The organism is Saccharospirillum mangrovi, from assembly GCF_003367315.1.
In the GTDB taxonomy this organism is placed as follows: Bacteria; Pseudomonadota; Gammaproteobacteria; order Pseudomonadales; family Natronospirillaceae; genus Saccharospirillum; species Saccharospirillum mangrovi.
In genome coordinates this window covers 1,921,683-1,944,376 of sequence record NZ_CP031415.1, presented here as the reverse complement: position 1 = coordinate 1,944,376, position 22,694 = coordinate 1,921,683, and the positions used below count along the sequence as shown (strand labels likewise).

19 protein-coding genes are annotated in these 22,694 nt (G+C 55.6%); 15 read left to right on the top strand and 4 right to left on the bottom strand.

Annotated elements, in window-relative coordinates; all coding sequences use genetic code 11:
* Window positions 1-97: 97 nt before the first annotated feature.
* Together DW349_RS09355 and DW349_RS09350 are read right to left on the bottom strand one after the other, a co-directional pair.
* Window positions 98-3,247, bottom strand: coding sequence for an efflux RND transporter permease subunit (locus DW349_RS09355; RefSeq protein ID WP_108125367.1), 3,150 nt, complete (start codon window positions 3,245-3,247; stop codon window positions 98-100).
* A 12-nt stretch (window positions 3,248-3,259) separates the two neighbouring features.
* Complete coding sequence (locus DW349_RS09350; RefSeq protein WP_108125366.1) at window positions 3,260-4,303, bottom strand: efflux RND transporter periplasmic adaptor subunit; 1,044 nt, start codon at window positions 4,301-4,303, stop codon at window positions 3,260-3,262.
* Between the two features lie 184 nt (window positions 4,304-4,487).
* On the opposite strand from DW349_RS09350, the gene DW349_RS09345 reads away from it, so the two are divergent.
* The 9 genes from DW349_RS09345 (at window position 4,488) to DW349_RS09305 (ending at window position 13,808) form a co-directional block, all read left to right on the top strand.
* On the top strand, window positions 4,488-6,398 hold the full coding sequence (locus DW349_RS09345) for an ATP-binding cassette domain-containing protein (RefSeq protein WP_108125365.1): 1,911 nt from the start codon (window positions 4,488-4,490) through the stop codon (window positions 6,396-6,398).
* A gap of 25 nt (window positions 6,399-6,423) precedes the next feature.
* A complete protein-coding gene (locus DW349_RS09340) occupies window positions 6,424-6,918 on the top strand; it encodes a hypothetical protein (protein WP_108125364.1) in 495 nt (164 codons plus the stop codon).
* Between the two features lie 252 nt (window positions 6,919-7,170).
* Entirely contained in the window at window positions 7,171-9,315 is a 2,145-nt protein-coding gene (fadB, locus tag DW349_RS09335; RefSeq protein ID WP_108125363.1) for a fatty acid oxidation complex subunit alpha FadB, read from the top strand.
* 18 nt (window positions 9,316-9,333) lie between these two features.
* Entirely contained in the window at window positions 9,334-10,509 is a 1,176-nt protein-coding gene (gene fadA / locus DW349_RS09330; protein WP_108125362.1) for an acetyl-CoA C-acyltransferase FadA, read from the top strand.
* Between the two features lie 99 nt (window positions 10,510-10,608).
* A complete protein-coding gene (locus DW349_RS09325) occupies window positions 10,609-11,085 on the top strand; it encodes a GNAT family N-acetyltransferase (protein ID WP_108125361.1) in 477 nt (158 codons plus the stop codon).
* A gap of 45 nt (window positions 11,086-11,130) precedes the next feature.
* The gene (locus tag DW349_RS09320; protein WP_108125360.1) at window positions 11,131-11,958 is read left to right on the top strand and encodes a DUF817 domain-containing protein; all 828 of its coding nucleotides are present in this window, start codon (window positions 11,131-11,133) and stop codon (window positions 11,956-11,958) included.
* A gap of 30 nt (window positions 11,959-11,988) precedes the next feature.
* Complete coding sequence (locus tag DW349_RS09315; protein WP_108125359.1) at window positions 11,989-13,092, top strand: rhomboid family intramembrane serine protease; 1,104 nt, start codon at window positions 11,989-11,991, stop codon at window positions 13,090-13,092.
* Window positions 13,093-13,110: 18 nt separating this feature from the next.
* On the top strand, window positions 13,111-13,500 hold the full coding sequence (locus tag DW349_RS09310; RefSeq protein WP_108125358.1) for a DUF1801 domain-containing protein: 390 nt from the start codon (window positions 13,111-13,113) through the stop codon (window positions 13,498-13,500).
* Between the two features lie 8 nt (window positions 13,501-13,508).
* Window positions 13,509-13,808 (top strand): TfoX/Sxy family protein, encoded by a 300-nt coding sequence (locus DW349_RS09305; RefSeq protein WP_108125357.1) that lies wholly within the window; start codon window positions 13,509-13,511, stop codon window positions 13,806-13,808.
* A 78-nt stretch (window positions 13,809-13,886) separates the two neighbouring features.
* On the opposite strand, the gene DW349_RS09300 is transcribed toward DW349_RS09305, so the two are convergent.
* Complete coding sequence (locus DW349_RS09300) at window positions 13,887-16,220, bottom strand: glucose/quinate/shikimate family membrane-bound PQQ-dependent dehydrogenase (RefSeq protein WP_108125356.1); 2,334 nt, start codon at window positions 16,218-16,220, stop codon at window positions 13,887-13,889.
* A gap of 141 nt (window positions 16,221-16,361) precedes the next feature.
* Here DW349_RS09300 and DW349_RS09295 point away from each other — a divergent pair, with 141 nt between their 5' ends.
* The 5 genes from DW349_RS09295 (at window position 16,362) to DW349_RS09275 (ending at window position 19,079) form a co-directional block, all read left to right on the top strand.
* On the top strand, window positions 16,362-16,625 hold the full coding sequence (locus tag DW349_RS09295) for a zinc ribbon domain-containing protein (RefSeq protein WP_108125355.1): 264 nt from the start codon (window positions 16,362-16,364) through the stop codon (window positions 16,623-16,625).
* A 78-nt stretch (window positions 16,626-16,703) separates the two neighbouring features.
* On the top strand, window positions 16,704-16,922 hold the full coding sequence (locus DW349_RS09290) for a ParD-like family protein (protein WP_108125354.1): 219 nt from the start codon (window positions 16,704-16,706) through the stop codon (window positions 16,920-16,922).
* Window positions 16,923-16,944: 22 nt separating this feature from the next.
* Entirely contained in the window at window positions 16,945-17,691 is a 747-nt protein-coding gene (gene map / locus DW349_RS09285; protein ID WP_420820709.1) for a type I methionyl aminopeptidase, read from the top strand.
* 230 nt (window positions 17,692-17,921) lie between these two features.
* Window positions 17,922-18,722: an endo alpha-1,4 polygalactosaminidase gene (locus DW349_RS09280; protein WP_232819310.1), complete on the top strand. Its 801-nt coding sequence runs from the start codon at window positions 17,922-17,924 to the stop codon at window positions 18,720-18,722.
* Window positions 18,723-18,800: 78 nt separating this feature from the next.
* Window positions 18,801-19,079 carry a DUF1653 domain-containing protein gene (locus tag DW349_RS09275; RefSeq protein ID WP_108125351.1) on the top strand — a complete coding sequence of 93 codons (279 nt, stop codon included), beginning with the start codon at window positions 18,801-18,803 and terminating at the stop codon, window positions 19,077-19,079.
* Here DW349_RS09275 and DW349_RS09270 read toward each other — a convergent pair.
* Complete coding sequence (locus DW349_RS09270) at window positions 19,007-19,744, bottom strand: hypothetical protein (protein WP_108125350.1); 738 nt, start codon at window positions 19,742-19,744, stop codon at window positions 19,007-19,009. The genes DW349_RS09275 and DW349_RS09270 overlap by 73 nt on opposite strands.
* A 168-nt stretch (window positions 19,745-19,912) precedes the next feature.
* Here DW349_RS09270 and topA point away from each other — a divergent pair, with 168 nt between their 5' ends.
* Window positions 19,913-22,624: a type I DNA topoisomerase gene (gene topA / locus DW349_RS09265; RefSeq protein WP_108125349.1), complete on the top strand. Its 2,712-nt coding sequence runs from the start codon at window positions 19,913-19,915 to the stop codon at window positions 22,622-22,624.
* The last annotated feature ends 70 nt before the right edge of the window (window positions 22,625-22,694 follow it).

The following is a 22,694-nucleotide window of genomic DNA, read 5'->3' as shown; positions in this document are numbered from 1 at the left end:
AGATGATGGTGCTCAGACTAGCCATTTATTCGGATTCTGAAAAGAAAAGGCCCGCGCTTTTACGCGCGGGCCTGAGCAGACGAGCGGGCGGTGTCGATCAGCCGAGGCTGGCGGCGGTCCGGCTGCGACGTTGCGCCAGATATTCCTGAGCGCGCTCACCCAGAATCAACATGCAGGGGGTGAAGATCAGCGTCAGGATGGTCGCGAACAACAAGCCACCAGCAATGGTGGTTGCCAGGGCGGTCCACCACTGCGACGACGGCGCGCCGACGGTTACCGAGCGGGCGAAGAAGTCGATGGTCAACTGATACACCATCGGCAACAGACCCAGAATGGTGGTGACCGTGGTCAGCAACACCGGACGCAGACGTTGAGCACAGGTGATCAGGGCGGCATCCATGGCCGGCACACCTTGCTTGCGAATGACGTTGTAGGTGTCGATCAACACGATGTTGTTGTTCACCACAATACCCGCCAACGCGATGATGCCCACACCGCTCATCACCACCACGAAGCTGGCGCCAGTGATGATGATGCCAACCATCACGCCGACCGTAGACAGCACAATCGCCAACATGATCAGGAAGGTCTGATAGAAGGAATTGAACTGGGTCACCAGGATGATCACCATCACGAACAGGGCTACCAGGAAGGCACCGCCCAGGAACGCCATGGTTTCGGCTTGTTCCTGCTGGTCGCCAGTGAAGCGATAGTCCACGCCGGCCGGCAATTGGCCTTCGGAACGGGCAGCTTCCAGCGATTTCTGGATTTCCTGAATCATCAGGTCAACACGCTCGCCATCACGCAGGTTGATGTCCACGTTAACGGTCATGCGGCCGTCAGTCCGGTAGATATCGCCTTGCTTGTTCTGAGCGGTGCGGGTGATGAAGTTGCTGATCGGTACCTGACCGCCGTTAGAGGTCACGGTCAATTCATCGATTTGTTCCAGGTCGCGACCGTTAAACGGATAGCGGATCAGGATGTCGACTTCATCGTCAGCGTCGTTCGGGCGGTATGAGCCCAGCTGTACGCCGTCCGTGATCATACGCACGGCCGAGCCGATGGCGTTCAGGCTGACGTTGAAACGGCTGGCGGCTTCGCGATCGACGTCGATCAGCCATTCCAAGCCGTCCAACGGACGATTGTCGTTGACCGCCTGGATGCGTTCATCCTGGCTCAGTCGATGCACGACGGCATCAACGGTGCCATACAGGGCTTCACGTGTCGGGCCGAAGAACTGCATCTGGATATCGACACCAGTGGTCGGTCCCATCTGCGGCACTTGCGATTCGACTTTGATACCCGGAATGTCTGACGCGCGGTCCACCGCTTGTTGCAACACGGTGTCGGAACCCGGGCGGTGTTGCCAGTCGACAAATTCCATCATCAGCGAGCCGATGGTGTCTTCTGAGTCGGTACGACCCGGTACCGCCGAAACGGTGGTGGTGATGGTCTTAACCGATTCCATACCCAGAACACGAGCTTCGACTTGCTTGACCAGCGCATCGCGTTCCTGCAACGACAGGTTGCCGCGCGCCTTGACCACAATGCCGCCGAACTCTGAGTCGATGTTCGGGAAGAATTCCACGTTGGTCGAACGGATCGAGAACAGCACGATGATCAACACAATCACCGCCGCTACCAGACCCAAGGCCATCAGCGGTCGTTTCAGCAAGCGACGCAGGAAGCGGATGTAGATACCCAGGCCGCCGCGCACTTCGCTCAAATCGCCGTGGTCGATGGCGTCCATACCGCGTTTGCGTTCTTCAGATACGTGCACGGCTTTGCCAAACAGCGTGCCAAACGCCGGCACCGCAATCAGTGCCATAACCAGGGAGGCGCACAGAGTAATGATGACGGTCTTAGGCAGGAAGCCCATGAACTCGCCGGCAATACCCGGCCAGAACAGCAGCGGCATGAACACCGCCAGTGTGGTGGCGGTAGAGGCCGCGATCGGCCAGGCCATACGGGTTGCCGCTTCGCGATAGGCGCTCTTGCGATGCGCGCCTTCGGCCATGCGTCGGTCGGCGTATTCGGTGACCACGATGGCACCGTCCACCAACATGCCGACACAAAGAATCAGCGAGAACAACACGACGATGTTCAACGAAATATCGAGCACCGACAGCACCAGCATACTGGCGAGGAAGGACGCCGGAATCGCCAGGCCAACCAGGATGGCGCTGCGCACACCCAAAGCCCAAACGATAACGATGAACACCAGCAGCGTTGCCAGCAGCACCGAGTTGAACAGGTCGTTCAACTGTTGCTCGATCATCACTGAGTTGTCTTGGGTATAAGTGACCACCACTTCATCGGGCCATTCGGCACGAATTTCTTCGACCTTGTCTTTGACCAGACCGATGGTCTCAATGATGTTGGCGCCTGAACGTTTGACGATTTCCAGCGTCACCGCCGGTTGACCGTTCACGCGAGACAACGAATCCGGGTCTTTGTAAGTCCGCTGACCGACAGCGATGTCGCGAAAACGCACAACGGTATCGCCATCGACTTTCACCGGCAGATCGAGGATGTCGTTTTCGGTTTCGATCAGACCGGGAATTTTGATGGAGAAGCGGCCCGCGCCGGTGTCCATGCTGCCCGCTGTCACCAACTGGTTGTTGCTGGACACCAACTGCACCAACTCGCTTTGCGAGATGTTGTAGCTGGCCATCTTCGACGGATCGATGATGATTTCTGCGACTTCATCACGGATGCCCTGAATCGGCGCTTCCAGCACACCCTGGATGGATTCCAGTTCGGTTTGCAGTTCGTCGGCGATGTGGAACAACACACGGTCATCGACATGGCCGGCGAGCGAGACGTTCAGCACCGGGAACTGCGACAGGTTGATTTCCAACACCGTCGGTTCGTCGGCATCGGCCGGCAGTTCACCTTTGGCGCGGTCGACTGCTTCGCGAACGTCATCCAGCGCAGCATCGATGTCAGAATCGATGTCGAATTCCAACTGGAAAGACGCGCGGCTTTCGCTGGCAGTGCTGACCAGTTCTTTCAGGCCTTCAATGCCTTCCAGTTCTTTTTCCAGCGGATGCACCAGCAGCCGGTCGGCGTCTTCCGGAGAAATACCGTCCAGGCCGGTACCGACATAGACGTAAGGAATGGTGATGTCCGGATCCGCTTCTTTCGGGATGTTGATCAAGGCCACCAGACCGCTGACGAAGATCAACCCGAAAAACAGCATCACTGTCCGGACGCGGCTTAAAGCCGCTTGAATAAAACCGATCATGAAGCTCTCCCGTTACTGTCCGGATGCCAGATTGCTGTCACCGACGGCGACCGGATTTACTACGTCGCCCGCATTCACAAAGCCTTGGCCGACAACAATCAGGCGCGCGCGACTGGGCAGGCCAGTCACCCACACACCACCGGTATCGGAACGAACGATGGTGACCGGGGTGAACTCGACGTGATTGTTACGACCGACGGTTTTCAGACCCAACTGGCCTTCATCGCTGATGTTGAGCAACGCCGGGCTAACATAGTGGCCGCTTTGTTCAGCCAGCATGATGGTGGCTTTGGCGGTGGCGCCAGCCAGGTTTTTCGGGCTGGACGGAACCGAGATTTCGACTTTGAACGTACGCGTAGCCGGGTTGGCGACGGTACCGACAAAGGTCAGTTCACCGATCAGTTGCTCACCGGTGACCAGTTCAACCGTGGCGCTTTGGCCGGCTTGCAGGAAAGTCACATCGGTTTCCGGCACTTGGCCGACGACACGCATCGGGTCGTAGTCGTACACTTCCGCCACGCTTTGACCGGGCGATACGAAGGTGCCGACTTCCAGGTTCAGGCTTTCCAGAACACCGGCAAACGGCGCGCGAATCTGAGTGTCACGCAACGCCAGCTCCAGCGCTTCCATTTGTGCCTGGGCACTTTGATAGCCAGCCTCGGCAGCGGCCAGTTGCGAACGGTTCTGCAAACCCTGGTTGCCCAGACGCTGCGCACCTTCGTATTCCAGACGCGCTTGTTCCAGGTTGGCCCGGGCAGTGCGCAACTGAGCGTTCAGATCGCGCGGGTCGAGACGGGCAATGACTTCGCCGTCTGCAACCTGATCGCCAGCGCTTTTCAGCAGTTCCTGAACACGACCGCTGGTTTCGCTGGCAATGGCGACGCTGCGATCGGGTTCAGTCACACCGTTGATGGTCAGGCTGCGACGTACGCCCTGGGCGTCCATATCACGCACCTGAACGTTGGGAATCAGACTGGGTTGGCTCTCGGCAGCTGACGTCGGCTCAGCGGCTTCGTCGTCATTGGAACCTGTTAACAACCACAGTAATGCCAGCACTACGAGAACGATGGCGATAAGGGGACCGGTAGGGAGTTTTTTTGCCACGGTAAATGACCTCTGGGAAAATTAGCGCTGACACTAAGGGAAGCATTGCTCGCCCCATAGTGCCAAAAGTAAGGCCGAACCGCCCCGTGTGGGCTTTTCCGCCAATATCAATAATGAATTTTATAAAGGACTCTGCATGAGCCTGGTGGTTTTCGATCGCGTCAGTTTTGCTTTAGGCGCGGCCCCCCTGTTGGACCAAGCCAATCTGACGTTGGAGGCGGGGGATCGGTTGTGTCTGGTCGGTAAGAACGGCGCTGGCAAATCGACGTTATTGAGTTTGCTGTTGGATCAGCGCGTGGTGGACGACGGCGAAATCCGCCGTCGCCAAGGCACGCGGCTGGCGCATTTGCAGCAGGATTTGCCAACTGGCGATGACCGCCCGGTGCGTGATGTTGTGCTCGAAGGGCTGGGTGGGCTCGGCCAGGCGTTGCACGATTACGATCTGGAAAGTGCGCGCGAAGCCCCCGATCTGGCGAAGCTGGATCGCTTGCAACACGAAATTGAACGTCAGGACGGCTGGCAGGTGCAGTCGACACTCGACGCCATTCTGACGCGCCTGCGACTCGACGGCAGTGTGCCGTTCAAAACGCTGTCTGGCGGTTGGCGTCGGCGTGTGCTGTTGGCGCGTGCGCTGATCAGCCAGCCCGACATTCTGGTACTGGACGAACCAACCAACCACCTCGACATCGCCATGGTTGAATGGCTGGAAGACTTCCTGATCGACTACAGCGGCACCCTGGTGTTTGTTTCACACGACCGACGCTTCATCGACAAAGTCGCCACCCGCATCGTCGAATTGGATCGCGGCAAACTGAGCGATTTCCCCGCGCCTTATGGCGCCTACCTGGAAGCCAAAGACGCCCGTCTGGCCGAAGAAGCCAAACACCGAGCCGCACAGGATCGCAAACTGGCTGAAGAAGAAGCCTGGATTCGCCAGGGCATTCAGGCCCGGCGTACGCGCAATGAAGGCCGGGTTAGGGCGCTGAAGGCGCTGCGGCAAGATGTTAAAGAACGACGCGATCGTCAGGGCCAAAGCGACTTCGCCATCGAAGGCGCCAGCCGGTCCGGCAAACAAGTTGTCACGCTCGACCACGCCCAATTCGCTTATGGCGACAAAACCCTGGTGCGGGATTTCTCAGCACTGATTCAACGCGGCGACCGCATCGCGTTGCTCGGCCCGAATGGCATCGGCAAAAGTACCCTGATCCGTTTGATCCTCGGCGATCTGCAACCGACGGCCGGTCAGGTGGAGCAGGGCACGCGTTTGGAAGTCGCTTATTTCGATCAGGCGCGCGCCGGGTTGGACCCGGAACAACGTGTCGTCGATGCGGTCGGTGAAGGTCGCGATTTTCTCGACCTGGGCGGCCGCCAGCGGCACGTCATCAGCTACCTGGAAGATTTTCTGTTCACGCCCGATCGCGCCCGTATGCAAGTGCGGCAACTGTCGGGCGGAGAAACCAACCGTCTGCTGCTGGCGCGGTTGTTCAGTCAGCCGGCCAACTTTCTGGTGCTCGACGAACCGACCAACGATCTGGACATCGAAACGCTGGAACTGTTGATTGATCGGCTCAGCGATTTCGATGGCACTTTATTGTTAGTCAGCCACGACCGTTATTTCATCGATCAGCTGGCGACGCGTACCTGGGCGTTTGAAGGCGCTGGTGTGATTCGCCAATACGCCGGCGGTTACGAAGACTGGTTGGCGCAAGGCGGTGTGTGGCCGGATGAAGGCACCGAAGCCGCGCCAGCGAAATCAGCTGCCGTTACAGCGTCAGAACCGGCACCGACTGCCCAGCCCCAGCCGAGCCAGAAAAAGCCGAACCAGAAAAAGCTCGGCTATAAAGAGCAGCGCGAATACGACGCCTTGCCGGGGCAGATTGAGCATTTGGAGCAGCAAATCGCCGAGCTGGAAGCCACCATCAGTGCGCCGGATTTTTATCAGGGCGACCACACCCAGACTCAAAGCATTCTTGATCAACTGGCCGTTGCCCAGGGCGAGTTGGAACAATGCTTTGAGCGTTGGGCGGAATTGGAAGAACGCGCCTAAACGGCAACGAAAAGGGAGCAATGTTATGTGGGTTAATTTGATTGTGTTGTTTGCAGTGCTGACGTTGGCCGGTGCCGTTATGTGGCTGCGGCCCAACGCCCATGATCGGCGCTTGGGTAAAGTACGGTCGGCCGCTTTGGCGCAAGGCTTCAAGCTGTACAGCCTGGCGGTGCCCGACACCAGTGTGGACGGTCGGGTAGGCGGCAAACGCGAACTCCGCACGCTGTACCGTCTGCTGCACGCCTTTTCTCGTGATCAGGCACCGGCTTTTACTGTGCTGCGCACCAGCGGTGTCGCCAGCGCCTACCTGCCGGAAGGCTGGGTATGGGCGGATGACCAGCGAGTACGCGAAAGCCACCGCGACGCCTTGGCCAGTTTTCTGAGTCAGTTACCCGAACACTACAGCGTGGTTGACGCTCAGGCGGACGGCATCGGCGTGTGTTGGGATGAAAGCCGCGTTGAACAATTACCCGAGGTTCGGGAAACGTTGCAGCGTTTGGCCTCTATACTCTCTCGCTAACGGACATAATCGACCGCCAGAGCCACCGAAACACGGTACCTCGAAAGCATCGTCAGTTGACTTATACCGACCAGGGGCTATCGTAGGCGCCACAATCAAACAATCGTTTGAAACTGGTGTTTGATTCCGCCATAACCGGACGCTGTAAAGGTTGATAACCGGGCTTTTTTCAAACGCAGTCAGTCGCCATAGAGTGACACTGAGTGTGGATTCCAACCGTCACCTGGGCAGCGATACAAACGGAGAGCATCGATGATCTATCAGGGTAAGGGCATTCGTGTCGAAGCACTGGAAAACGGCCTGGCCGAAATGGTGTTCGACCTGCAAGACGAGTCCGTCAACAAATTCAACCAAGCCACCTTGAACGAACTGGGCGAAGCGACACAGGCGCTGGCCGCCAGCGACGTCAAAGGTCTGCTGGTATCCAGTGGCAAAGACAGCTTCATCGTCGGTGCCGACATCACTGAGTTCCTGACGTGGTTTGCCAAGGATGAAGACGGCGTTATCGCCGACATCCTCACCGTCAATGAACTGTTCAGTGCTTTTGAAGACCTGCCGTTCCCGACCGTGGTCGCGATCAACGGCCTGGCACTGGGCGGCGGTTTTGAAATGGCGCTGTCGGCCGACTTCCGTGTGATGTCGACCAAAGCCAAAGTCGGCTTGCCGGAAATCAAACTGGGTATTTACCCGGGCTTCGGTGGCACCGTGCGTCTGTCGCGTCTGGTCGGCGCCGATAACGCCATCGAGTGGATTGCCTCGGGCAAAGAAAACCGCCCGGACGATGCGTTCAAAATTGGCGCAGTCGATGCCGTGGCTGAACCGGATCAATTGCGCGATACCGCTTTGCATCTGCTCGGCCGTCTGGCCGCAGGCGAAGTCGATTACAAAGCCCGCCGCGAACAGAAGAAGGGCAAGCTGCAACTGAACAACATCGAAAGCATGATGGTGTTCGAAACCGCCAAAGGTTACGTCGCCGGTCAGGCGGGTCGTCATTACCCGGCGCCGGTCGAAGCGGTTAAAACCATTCAGAAACACGCCAGTTTTGAACGGGACAAGGCGCTCGCCATTGAAGCCAAAGGCTTCGCCAAAATGGCCAAGTCGCTGACCGCAGAAAACCTGATTGGCCTGTTCCTCAACGATCAGAAAATCAAAAAGATCGCCAAAGAACACGTCAAGCAAGCCAAAGACGTTAAACAAGCGGCCGTGCTCGGCGCTGGCATCATGGGCGGCGGTATCGCCTACCAAAGCGCCTATAAAGGCACGCCCATTCTGATGAAAGACATCGCTGAGGAAGGCATTCAACTGGGTCTGGACGAAGCCGCCAAGCTGCTCGCCAAACTGGTTGATCGTGGCCGTCTGGATGCGCGCGGTATGGCCGACGTGCTGAACCGCATTCGCCCGACGTTGTCGTACGGCGATTTCGGTAACGTCGATGTGGTGGTCGAAGCCGTGGTGGAAAACACCAAGGTGAAGAAAGCCGTGCTGGCCGAAGCCGAAGGTCAGTTGAAAGACGGCGCGGTGCTGGCGTCCAACACCTCAACCATTTCCATCACCGAACTGGCGACGGCGCTGAAAAAGCCGGAACAATTCTGTGGCATGCACTTCTTCAACCCGGTGCATCGTATGCCGCTGGTGGAAGTGATTCGCGGCGAAAAAACCAGCGCGGAAACCATCGCAACCGTCGTGTCCTACGCACAGAAAATGGGCAAGACACCCATCGTTGTGAACGACTGCCCAGGGTTCCTGGTCAACCGCATTCTGTTCCCGTATTTCGGTGGCTTCGCCATGCTGCTGCGTGATGGCGCCAACTTCGAAGCGGTCGATAAAACCATGGAGAAATTCGGCTGGCCGATGGGCCCGGCTTACCTGATGGACGTGGTCGGTATCGACACCGGCGTGCACGCTCAGGAAGTGATGGCCGAAGGCTTTCCGGATCGCATGAAGCAGGATTTCAAATCCGCCATTCAGTTGATGTACGACGAGAAACGTTACGGCCAGAAAAACGGTCAGGGTTTCTACCGTTATGAGATCGATAAGAAAGGCAAACCCAAGAAAGTCTCCGATGAAACGGCGCACGAACTGGTCGCCAGTGTGCGTGGGCACCAGCAGGAACTGAGTGAAGAAGACATCATCAATCGCCTGATGATTCCGATGTGTCTGGAAACCGTTCGCTGCCTGGAAGACGGCATTGTCGATACCGCCGCCGAGGCCGATATGGGCTTGGTGTACGGCATCGGTTTCCCGCCGTTCCGTGGTGGCGCGCTCAAGTACATCGACGACCTCGGTGTCGCCGAATTTGTGGCGCTGTGCGATCGCTACGCCGATCTCGGCAAGTTGTACGAGCCGACAGCCAAACTGCGCGACATGGCCAAATCCGGCCAGACGTTTCACGGTTAAGACGGGAGAACAGTCACTATGAGTATTCGCGATAACGACGCCGTCATCATCGATTTCGGCCGCACACCGATGGGCCGCAGTAAGGGTGGCAGCTACCGCTTTACCCGTGCCGAAAACCTCAGCGCCGATCTGGTCAATGGCCTGCTGGCGCGTAACGAAGCGCTGGACCCGGCCGAGATTGACGACATCATCTGGGGCTGTGTGAACCAGACCAAAGAGCAGGGCTGGAACATCGCCCGCATGATGCAGTTGCTGACCGACATTCCGCACACGGTTACGGCACAAACCGTCAGCCGTCTGTGTGGTTCTTCGATGAGTGCACTGCACATTGCCACCGCCAATATCCAGTCCGGCTACGGCGACATCTTCGTCATCGGTGGCGTTGAGCACATGGGCCACGTCGACATGATGCACGGCGTGGATCCGAACCCGACGCTGTCGCACAAAGCGGCTAAAGCATCCGGCATGATGGGGCTGACCGCTGAATTGCTGTCCAAGATGCACGGCATCAGCCGTGAAGCGCAGGACGAGTTCGGTTACCGCTCGCACATGCGTGCTCACGCTGCGACCGTAGCCGGCCAGTTCGACAACGAAATCATTGCCCGCCAGGGCCACGATGCTGAAGGCAATCCGTACCGCATGATCCACGATGAAACCATTCGTCCGGACACAACGGTGGAAGGTCTGAGCCAACTGCGACCGGCGTTCGATCCGAAAAACGGCACCGTCACCGCCGGCACCTCCAGCCAGATCACCGATGGTGCTTCCGCCATGCTGGTGATGAGCTACGGCCGTGCCAAAGCGCTGGGCTTAAAACCGCGCGCTGTGGTGCGAGGCATGGCGCTGGCCGGTGTCGATCCGTCGATCATGGGTTACGGCCCGGTACCGGCGAGCAAGAAACTACTCAAGAAACTGGGCATGAGCATCGACGACATCGACTATGTTGAGTTGAACGAAGCCTTCGCCGCCCAGGCGCTGCCAGTGCTGAAGGATCTGAAACTGCTCGACAAGATGGACGACAAAGTCAACCTGCACGGTGGCGCCATTGCACTGGGCCATCCGTTCGGCTGCTCCGGCGCACGTATCACCGGTACCTTGCTGAACGTTATGGAACAGAACAACGGTCAGTTTGGTCTGGCGACCATGTGTATTGGCTTGGGGCAGGGCATCAGCACGGTGATTGAACGCGTCTGAATTTGCACCAGGTTCGATTTGAGAAAAACGCCGGCTTTATGCCGGCGTTTTTTTTGGTATTACTAGCCGTTCTGAAATTTATTTTTGGGATGGGTGTGGATGCTTCAAATTGCGTTATTGGCGGACAAACCTCAGTACGCCAAGCAGGTTGCGACCTGGTATTTCGATCACTGGGTCAGCAAGACCGATCCGCAAGGTTTTGATCGGGTGCTGTCGGACGTGTCATCTAAAACCAGTCGTTTGGGGCCGCCGATGACATTATTGGCCCTGGAAGGTGATGTTCTGGTTGGCGCAGCTGAACTGAAGTTTCATGAAATGTCGGTCTATCCCAACTACGAACATTGGCTGGGCGGTGTTTATGTCGCCCCGGCTTATCGGAACCAGGGCGTTGCGAATGCACTGGTGACCGCCGCTTTAAACAACGCCCGCGACGCCGGTATTCAAAAGCTCTATCTACAGACACAACAATTGGATGGTGGGCTCTATGCGCGCATGGGATTCAAACCGTTGGAGCAGATTGTCTATCACGACCAGCAGACGTTGGTGATGGTGTTCGAGACGATTGGCTGGCGGTAGCCAAAGCCGGTGTTTTTCTCAAAAAGAGCAGAAGGAACGGATTGAATGGCCGGGTATCGGTGGTTGGTTGAATTTTGGATATTCGGACTGAAACAGGCCTACGCCTGTATGTTTGGCGGCTTTCTTCTGGCCGTTATGTTGGTGACGCACTACTGGTACCCGTTGGACAGCCTGCATCGTTACGATTTCATTTTTCTCTCAGCCATCGCCGCGCAGCTGGTGTTATTGGCGACGCGTCTGGAAAGTTTGAGGGAGTCGCTGATTATTCTGGTGTTTCATTTGGTTGCGACGGTCATGGAAGTGTTTAAAACTTCCGACGCCATTGGCTCCTGGAGCTATCCTGAAGACGCGATTTTTCATATCGGCAATGTTCCGCTTTTTACCGGTTTTATGTACAGCGCCGTTGGCAGTTACATCGCGCGAATATGGCGGATATTTGAATTCCGGTTCTCCCGTTACCCTGCCAAAATCCATACACTGATGTTAGTGACCGTGATTTATCTGAATTTTTTCACGCATCATTTCTGGTGGGATTTGCGTTGGTTGTTATTGTTGGTTACTGCCGGTTTGTTTTTGCGCACGACTATTTATTACAAAATCATCCATACCCATCGTCGCATGCCGCTGTTGCTGGGTTGGTTCCTGGTGGCGTTATTTATCTGGATCGCAGAAAACCTGGCAACCTATGCCAATATCTGGATCTACCCCAACCAGTCGTCACACTGGCAAATGGTGTCGTTGTCTAAACTCAGTTCGTGGTATTTATTGATGCTGTTAAGTTTTGTGTTGGTCACATTGATTAATGGCATTGAATTTCATACCACTAGAACAACGCGGACCAATACTGAAAAAAGTAGGCCGTTCGTGGGTTAAAATTGGCGAGTTGTTGCAGGCAGGTCACCTATGCTAATTCCCGTTGAAAAAGATAACCCGGTTAACTCAATTCCCTGGGTTACCTATCTGCTGTTGGCAACAAACCTTGTCGTATTTGGGTTATCACATATCCCTGTCGATACGGCCGCAGTATTCAATCAATACAGTTTTATTGCCGCGCAACCGGAATGGAAAACGGCGTTCACCTCGATGTTTCTGCACGCCAATTTAGTTCATATCTTAGGCAATATGTTTTTCCTCTGGATGTACGGCGATAACGTTGAAGACACGTTGGGGCCGGTTCGTTACCTTGGCTGTTATTTGCTACTGGGCTTGTTGGCAACCGGCACCTACTGGCTGTTACGAGGTTTTTCAACTGTGCCATTGGTCGGTGCTTCCGGTGCCATATCCGGCGTGATGGGTCTGTATCTGGTGTTCTACCCACATGCTCATACCGACCTCTATTTCCCGACTCGCCATCGATGGATATTGATCGCGCACCTTTCCGCTCGGGGGGCCATCCTGGCTTGGTTAGCCTGCCAACTGGTCTTTTTTGCTTTAACGATAAAGCACTCCGGTGGAACGGCGTTCTCCGCCCACATCGGTGGACTGCTGGGCGGCGTAGGATTGGGGCTGTTGTTACGACGGGTGTTCCATCTTCAGGCACCGAGCATTAGGCGGGTCATCGAAATCAAAAGAATTCGAAACGCCGATGTCTGGTGTCCAAATTGTGGTCATCAGGAAGATTACAGAGAGTACAGGCTGTATGTATGTTCTGAATGCGGCACCCGGTATGAAATCATCCGGTCCGGCAATCAGGAGGAACCACTGGGCCGTTACGGCGAATTGTCCCAGCTTGAATTGGAGGCGTTGAAAGATCTTGCGGAAGGTGAAATTCCCGAGCAGGGGTATAGAGCAGCTTGGACGCAGGAAGAAAATGGTCAGACCCTTCAATTTAAAGGCTACCTATATCTTGAAGGTGCGATGCAAAAGTTGTTGATTACCGTCGAGCAAGATGGCGTTGAGAAAAATTATCTGCAGCGTTCCTTTATTCGTCTCAGTGAAATAGACGATTTTCTGCACAATGAAACCACTTTCGAACTCAGTGATTTCAAACCTTTTAATCGGGTTTGATGGCAGGAGGAAACAGCAATGACGCCGGATATATTGCAATATCATAAGTCTCAGCCGACGACGGATCGCGCTTGCTGTGATCGTCTTGCCGCACTGATTGAAGAGTATTTGCCCGAAGCTGAATCCAAGGTTTGGCATGGCCACCCGGTGTGGTTTCTGGACGGCAATCCTATTGTTGGTTACAGCAAGTTGAAAGGCGGTGTGCGCCTGTTGTTCTGGAGCGGTCAGACCTTTGATGAACCCGGACTGACACCCGAAGGTAAGTTCAAAGCCGCCGAAGTACGCTATACCGACTCAGTGCAAATCAACACTGATGACATGGCCCGCTGGATCGCCAAAGCGCGGGAAATACAGTGGGATTATAAAAATATAGTGCGTCGTAAAGGCCGGTTAGAACGACTCAAATAGGTAGGTTTATGTTGCTGACACAATTGCGGGGCCTGGGGCCTAAATCGGCAGTTATGCTGGCTGCAATCGATATTCATGATCGCGCCGACCTGGAACGCCTTGGGCCAGTTCGTGCCTATTTAAAGTTAAAACAGGAAACCGATTTCAACCCCAGTTTGAATCTGCTTTACGCCATGGTCGGCGCCTTGGAGGACCGGCATTGGGCGGATATCACGCCCGCTGAGAAGGTGTCGTTACTGATGGAAATGGACGGTTACCGAGAACTGCTGACGATCTTAGATGGCGAAGACATTCGCTTGGATCTGTAAATATCGCCTCCGTTGCGGAGGCGATATTTTTAAAGCGCGTTCAGAGCAACGCTAGCTTTTTATTTATTAAGTTATTTATCAAGGCAGCTTATAAGCCAACACATAATCACCGGGTGTTGTGCCTACCGAGCCATGCCCGCCGGCCACTAGAACCACCATCTGCTCACCCTGGCTGTTCAGATAAGTCATGGGTGTGGCTTGGCCGCCGGCTGGCAGTCGTGCTTGCCAGAGTTGTTCGCCGGTGCTCAGGTCGTAAGCGCGTAGATAGTCGTCGACGGTCGCCGCCAGGAAGGCTACGTTGCCCGCGGTAACAATCGGACCACCTATGCCGGGTACGCCCATTTCGATGGGCAATGGCAACGGTGTCATGTCGTAGATAGTGCCGTTTTTGTGGCGATAGACGACTTCGCCGGTGTTCAGATTGGCACTGGCGACATACCCCCAGGGCGGTTGCTGGCAAGGCACGCCCAGCGGCGACAGGAAGGGTTTCATGTTCACGGCGTAGGGTGCGCCACCGTTCTCGTTCAAACCCGCTTCACCTTGGTTGGTTTTTCCCAGATCCTGGCCGTCTTTGGGTACCAGGGTGGAGGTGAATGCCAGGTAGAGTGGCATGCCGAACATCACACCTTTGTTCGGATCGACCGCGATGCTGCCCCAGTTAAATACACCGAAGTTACCCGGATACACTAAGGTGCCTTGTTCCGACGGAGCGGTGTACTGGCCGTCGTATTTCAGCGAACGAAACTGAATGCGGCAGATCATCTGATCAATGACGCTGGCTCCCCACATATCGGCTTCGCGCATTGTCGGTGGGCGAAAGGTTAATCCGGAAATAGGTTGAGTAGCGGCGGTGTGGTCACCCTCAATCGAACCCTGGGGTGCTGGCTGTTCGGTTATCGGGATGATTGGCTCGCCGGTGGCGCGATTCAGAACATAGACGTCGCCTTGCTTGGTCGGCACTACGAGGGCCGGTTGTTGTCCGGAATCGGTGTTCAGGTCCAGCAATACTGGTTGCGCGGGTGTGTCCATATCCCACAGGTCGTGATGGACAAACTGCTGTACCCAGGCAACCTGGCCGGTCTCCAGGCTGAGTGCCACGACCGAGGAAGCGTATTTCTCTTCGTTTTCAGTCCGGTACATGCCCAGTTGGTCTGGCGTGCGATTGCCCATGGGAAAGTAGATCAGCCCCAAATCTTCGTCGGCGCTGGCAACAGACCAGGAGTTGGGCGAACTCGTGGAGTAGGTTTCTCCGCTGGCAATCGGCGCTGTGTCTTCCGGGTTTGCCGGGTCCCAGTTCCAGACCAACTCCCCCGTTTTGGCGTCGTACGCACGAATCACACCGGACGGCGACTGGATGTCGTAGTTGTCGTTGACCGCGCCGGCGACGATGACCTTTCCGTCTGCGACGGTGGCCGGCGAGGTTGAGTAGTAATAACCATCCTGTTGAAACGGCATGTTGTGCATCAGATCGAGCACGCCGTCTTCAGCAAAGTTGGCGCAGCGGGCGCCGGTCTCAGGGTCGATGGCGATCAGGCGTGCATCGGAAGTCGGCAGAAACAACTGCGCATCGCACTGAATGCTGTCCAGGTTTTGTGCCGGTTCAGTGGCGGTTTGAACCTGAATGGCATCGGCGTTGCCGTTTGCCGGTGGCAAATAGGAAACCCCTCGACAGGTCTGGTGTTGGCGTTGGCTTTGCGGCGGTACTTCGGCGTCATAGACCCATTGTTCTTCGCCGTTGTCGGCATTCAACGCAATTAACCAGTTGTGCGGTGTGCACAGAAACAAGCTGGTTCCGATTTTCAGTGGCGTGGCTTCGTAGGTGGTTTCGGTCACATCTTGTGGGCCTTTCACGTCGCCGGTCTGGTATTGCCAGGCTTGTTTGAGGTTGGCCACGTTGTCAGCGTTGATCTGGTTCAGTGGGGAATACCGTTGCCCGAAATTATTGCGGCCATAGGCGTGCCAGCTTCCATCGGCGGTGTCGTTCAGACTGGTATTCGTCGCTCCGTTGACGTTGGCGATTTGCCCGTCAATGCGTGTGGTATCTACGGCCAGGCTGGCTAGCAAACCAGCGCCAATCAATGCCCAGACGGGGATCAGTACAACGGCTCCGGAAGGTTGCGTTCGCGGCGGCCACAGCAGCGGAATGGCGAGCAATAAGAACAAACCCAGGCGGGTAGCCAGCGGCCACCAGGAAAAACCCGATTCCAGCAAAGCCCAGACGGCTGTTGCCACCAGAAAAACAGCGTATAACCATTGCGCCCAACGGCGGCGTCTAGGAATGGCCGCGGCGGTAATCAGCAGCGTCAGGCCTGCTAAAGCGTAAAACCAGCTACCGCTCAGGATAATGAGCCAGGCACCCCCGCCCAGCAAAATCAGTCCAAATAGGAGATAAATAACCGATAAAACAATCATAACGCGTCCCTTTATTAGTACAGGAACTATTTGAGGTTGGGCGTTGAGTGGATTTTTCAAATTGGCACAAAAAAATATGTGCGCTGCGACACCCCGAGCGTAAGGTTATTTCCGGAATAGACGGGATATCAGGAGAACAGGATGAAGAATCAGTGTCAGAGCTGTGGGATGCCAATGAAAGGGAAGCCTGACTTGGCGGGCACCGAAGTCGATGGCCGAAAGAGCGCGCTCTATTGCCATTATTGCTATCAAGACGGTGCGTTTACGCAACCGACTTTTACCGTTGAGGAGATGCAACAGTTCTGTATCGCCCGCATGAAAGAGCAGGGTTTCCCGGCACTGCTGGCCTGGTTGTTCGTGCGTAAGTTGCCAAAACTGAAGCGCTGGTCGGAGGCCGGGGCATAACATCCAATCGCCTGGAGGCTTGCTGATGCCGGGAACGGAATATATAGTTTATATATAAATCGTATATTCGAGGTTCCAATGGGTATCGTAAAAATCAGCGACGAACTGCACGACGAAGTGCGCAAAGCCAGTGCAACCATGGTTCGGTCGATCAACGCTCAAGCGGAGTTTTGGTTGAAGATCGGCATGTTGGCGGAAGCCAATCCTCAATTGACGTTCAGCGAAATCATTCGTGAGCAGATGAATCGGGCCGCGGTCGATCTGGAGAAGTTCAGTCTTGAGCAACGTGAGCATTAAGTCGCATCAGCAACTGGCGCAGATGCGCGAGTCTGGCCGTCTGTTGGCGGCCGTCTTTGCATATCTGGATACCAAGGTTGTTGCTGGCGTATCTACCATGCAAATCAACGACTGGGTTGAGCGTTATATTGTCGATGAATTGCAGGCCCGGCCGGCGAGCAAAGGTCAGTACGGTTATGCCTATGTACTGAATTCGTCGATCAATCGGGTGGTCTGTCACGGCGTGCCGTCGGCGACGCAATTTCTGAAAAACGGCGACATCGTTAACCTCGATATCACCCTGGAAAAGAACGGCTACATCGCCGATTCCAGCAAGATGTATCTGATCGGCGAGGTATCCGCACCGGCCAGGCGCCTGGTCGATCAGACTTATCAGGCGATGTGGCGCGGTATTGAATTGGTGCGGCCCGGCACGACACTCGGCGACATCGGACACGCCATTCAGCGCCATGCTGAAGCCCAGGGATATTCCGTCGTACGTGAATACTGCGGTCATGGCATCGGTACGGAAATGCACGAAGCTCCGCAAGTTCTGCATTACGGTCGCCCCGGCACCGGGGAGATTCTGGTGCCGGGTATGACATTCACCATTGAGCCGATGATCAACCAGGGCAAAGCCAAAATTCGCACCAAACCCGATGGCTGGACGGTGGTTACGGCGGACAAAAAACTGTCCGCACAATGGGAGCACACCGTAGCGGTAACGGAAACCGGCTATGAAGTCCTGACGTTGAGAGACGAGGAGCGGGCGGCGATGGCGGTGAGTTAATCGCCGCCAATTTTTCGGCGTTGTTCCATAACAAAGCGTTGCACTGTTTCACTTTTCCAATCGCGTTCTTCGGCTAGACTTGCCAACCTGTGCCGCTTTCTGCGGCACTGTTGTTTCCGTTATAAACCAGAGAGAGATAACCCATGAGAGCAGTTGGGTTCTTGTGCCTTGTTATATTGATGTCGCTGGCGGGTTGTCAGGTGTCCGGTTCATCGGTGATGAATCGCACCATGCCGTTGCCCGTGGAGGTCGATCCTATTACCGATGGCACCTGGTATAAGCCGGAGGTTGAAGTCACCTGGCAATGGCAGTTGCTGGTTAACGATGGCGCAACACTGAATACGAGTTACAACGTTGAAATATACGATGTCGATTTGTTCGATACCGATCAGGAAACCATCGACGAACTGCACGACGACAACCGCTTCGTGATCTGTTATTTCTCCGCCGGATCGTACGAAAACTGGCGCGACGACGAAGACGAATTTGCCGGCAATGAACTGGGCAAAACCCTGGACGGTTGGGAAGACGAACGCTGGTTAGACATTCGTTCCACCAACGTTCACCGCATTATGAAAGCGCGGCTGGACCTGGCCGCCGACAAAGAATGCGACGGTGTGGAACCCGATAATATGGACGGCTATCTGAACAATCCGGGCTTTAAATTCACCGCTCGTGATCAACTGGCATACAACCGTTTTATTGCCAACGAAGCGCACAAGCGAAACTTGTCGGTGGGTTTAAAAAACGATCTGGATCAGGTTGAAGATCTGGTCGATTACTACGATTTTTCCGTTAATGAACAATGCTTCCAGTACGACGAATGCAACATGCTGGTGCCTTTTATTGATGCCGACAAACCCGTGCTGAATGCGGAATATCCAGAAGAAGATGAAGACCTCGATGATGACAACAGCGATGGCTCTTGGACTGCCTTGTGCACGGCGTCCAATGATCTGGATTTCAGTACGCTGGTGCTTCCGTTGGATCTGAATGACGACTTTCGACACAGTTGTTTGACCGAACCCTGAGCGCTACAGTGATCGGGTGACAGCCGCCTTGCCGACGCAAGCGCGGCTGTTTTTTTATATCGCGTGAGATTAATAAAGATGCCAAGTGTGAAGCCGGGAATTTATCAGCATTTCAAAGGCGGGCGATATCGGGTGATTGGTTTGAGCCGTCACAGTGAAACCGAACAGCCGCTGGTGGTCTATCAATGCCTGTACGGCGACTTTGATCTTTGGGTGCGGCCGCTGGACAGTTTTGCATCCAGTGTCGAAGTGGATGGGCAGATGGTGCCTCGCTTCAAATGGCTTCAGCCTTTGCTCGCGGACGATTGGTCGGCCTTGGCCGATGCCTTATCCGCTTCGTCGAATTCCGACGTATAAAGGCCTGCAATCAATCGCGACAATTTGCGAATGTGTTCGGTCTTTTCCGGGTAGTGAATATCGGAATTGATCAGCATGTCTTTGGCGTGTTTATAGTAAGCCGCTGCCATAGCCAGATCGCCACCGTCGCGCGCCTGCACGGCCTGATATTGGTAAGCTTCCGCTTCCAATTCCAGCGTACGGCGACGCAACCGCTCGATATGAACTTCCGCCTCGCCGTCACTTAACGCACCTTCGGTAACGCGGCGGTTGAGTAATTTGGCCGTGCGACCGAAATGCCGTTTGATGAGGTGAATTTCGCGGTCTGAAGTGGGCGTTTGGGGCTGGTTGGCTTTGTCGCCGAGTGCATCGATGGTGCGTTCCAGATCCTGGTAATACTGCAGGCGTTCTTGCATGTTGTTATCGGTGGGTGACAGTTCAAGCAGCCCTTGTGAGTCATCCACCAGCATCGCCTGCAGGTGCAACAACAGTTCCGGGTTACGGTCGTACGACATCAGGGTGTCGAATAACTCTTCAACCTTATTCTGGCGCGATTTGCGCACCCGCAACGCTTCGCGCAGCTCTTCTTGCTCGACTTCCTTCTGATGCGCCATACGGCTGACATAGACCCCGCCGAACATCAGAGCGATCAGGAAAATGATGGCGATAATGGCGAAAAAAGACACTGTGTGTGTATCTCCGTCGGGTCCAATCGAACCGGTAAACCAAAGAGCGGCCGCATTTGACAAAACTTGACCTTGCCGGGCCAAGCGTATATACGTCTGCGCCTCTTGCGTCTCCAGCGGGTCGTGAGCTAACTATATAAAAGGAAGCAATAGGCGGATACAGAACGCATGGGTAAATCACTGGTCATTGTCGAGTCACCGGCCAAAGCCAAGACCATCAACCGCTATCTGGGCAACGATTTCATCGTTAAGTCCTCGGTGGGCCATATTCGTGACCTGCCCACCAGCGGTCAATCCAAGCCGGTGGATGCCAAGGCGCGCGCCCGTCAGGCGGCCGAGACACGCAAGATGTCGCCGGAGCAGAAGGCTCGCCATAAGCAGCGCAAGGCCAGGGAGCAGCTGATCGCGCGCATGGGCATCAACCCGGATAAAGACTGGGAAGCCCACTACGAAGTGCTGCCGGGCAAAGAAAAGGTGGTGGACGAGTTACGCCGCTTAGCCAAATCGGCCGACACCATTTACCTCGCAACGGATTTGGACCGCGAAGGGGAGGCCATTGCCTGGCATTTGCAGGAGAGCATTGGTCAGGCGCCGGAAAAATACCGCCGCGTGGTGTTCAACGAAATCACTAAAAAAGCCATTCAGGGTGCGTTTGAGCAGCCGGGCGATCTGGATTTGAACCGCGTTAATGCGCAGCAGGCGCGTCGTTTTCTCGATCGCGTCGTCGGTTATATGGTGTCGCCGCTGCTGTGGGCGAAGGTCGCGCGTGGCTTGAGTGCCGGTCGGGTGCAATCGGTTGCGGTGCGGTTGATTGTCGAGCGTGAACGCGAAATTCGCGCCTTCACTCCCGAAGAATTTTGGGATTTGCATGCTCAAACGCAGAGCACAGCGGGCGCGCAAATCCGTTTTGAAGTAACTCAATATCAGGGCGAAAAATACCGCCCGGTGAATGAAGCGCAGAGCCAGGCGCACGTTGAACGCCTGCGTGATTTGCCGCTGTCCATCAGCGACCGCGAAGACAAGCCGACGCAATCGCGCCCGGCTGCGCCCTTCATTACCTCGACGTTGCAACAGGCCGCCAGCACGCGCCTGGGTTACAGCGTCAAGAAAACCATGACCATGGCGCAGCGCCTGTACGAAGCCGGCCACATCACCTACATGCGAACCGATTCGACCAACCTCAGCGCTGAAGCGGTTGCGTCGGTGCGTGATTTTATTGGCCAGCAATACGGCGACAATTACCTGCCAGAAAACCCGGCAGTGTATGGCAGCCGTGAAGGCGCCCAGGAAGCGCACGAGGCCATTCGTCCGTCGTATGTGGAGCGCCGCAGTGCCGATTTGAGCGATATGGAGCGCGATGCTCAGCGGCTTTATGAATTGATCTGGCAACGCTTTGTCGCCTGTCAGATGGTGCCGGCGAAATACAAAAGCACCGTGCTCACGGTTAAAACCGGCGATTACGAATTGAAAGCGCGCGGTCGTGTGGTTGTCTTCGACGGCTACACCCGCGTCATGGCGCAGCCGGCCAAAGGCGACGACGCCACCGAGTTGCCGGACCTGAACGTCAACGACAAGCTGGCGCTGAAACAACTCGAACCCAAGCAACATTTCACCAAGCCGCCGGCGCGTTACACCGAAGCGTCGTTGGTGAAAGAGTTGGAAAAACAGGGTATTGGTCGGCCGTCTACTTACGCCTCGATCATCTCCACGATTCAGGATCGCGGTTATGTGCGCCTGCAAAACCGACGTTTCTACGCGGAAAAAATTGGCGACATTGTGACCGACCGACTGACCGAATCGTTCACCGATCTGCTGCAATATCAGTTCACGGCGAGGCTGGAAGAATATCTGGATGAGATCGCCACCGGCGAGCGCACCTGGAAGGAAGTGCTGAATACGTTCTACAAGGATTTCACGCGCCAGTTGGAACAGGCGGAATCGGATGACGGCGGCATGCGTGCCAATGAGCCGACGCTGACCGACATCGAATGCCCACGCTGCGGCCGGCCGATGATGGTGCGCAACGGCACCACCGGCGTGTTTCTGGGTTGCTCAGGTTACAACCTGCCACCGAAAGAACGCTGCAAAGGCACGTTGAATCTGATTCCGGGCGAAGAAGCCTTATCGGTCGATGATGACGACGATGAAGCCGAAGCGCAGGCGCTGCGCCACAAAGAACGCTGCGATATTTGCGGTACGGCGATGGATTCGTACCTGATCGACGAACACCGCAAATTGCACATCTGTGGCAACAACCCGGATTGTTCCGGTTTTAAAGTCGAACACGGCCAATTCAAGATCAAAGGCTACGACGGCCCGACGCTGGAATGCGACAAGTGTGGCAGTGAAATGCAACTGAAGAGCGGTCGTTTCGGCAAATACTTCGGTTGCACTAACGAAGACTGCAAGAACACCCGCAAACTGTTGCGCAACGGCGAAGCCGCGCCACCGAAAATGGACCCAGTGCCGATGCCGGAATTGCAGTGCCAGAAAGTGGACGACACCTACGTACTGCGTGACGGCGCGTCCGGTTTGTTCCTGGCGGCGAGTCAGTTCCCGAAAAATCGCGAAACCCGTCCGCCGCAAGTGAAAGAGCTGGTGCCGCACAAAGCGGAAATCCCGGAGAAGTATCACTTCTTGCTGGATGCTCCGGTTGAAGACGACGACGGCCGACCGGCGGTGATCCGTTACAGCCGTAAGACGCAAGAACAGTACGTCATGACCGAAGACGACAGCGGTAAAGCGACCGGCTGGAAGGCGTTCTACAACAACGGCAACTGGCAGATTGATGCGCCGGCCAAGGCTAAACCGAAAGCCAAGGCAAAAGCGAAAACCAAAGCCAAGCCGAAAGCGGCGGCCAAGAAAAAGGCATCGGCCTGATTTGATCAGCAAAACAGAAACAGGGCGTTTCCCATTGGGAAACGCCCTGTTTTTTATGCACAAAATTCAG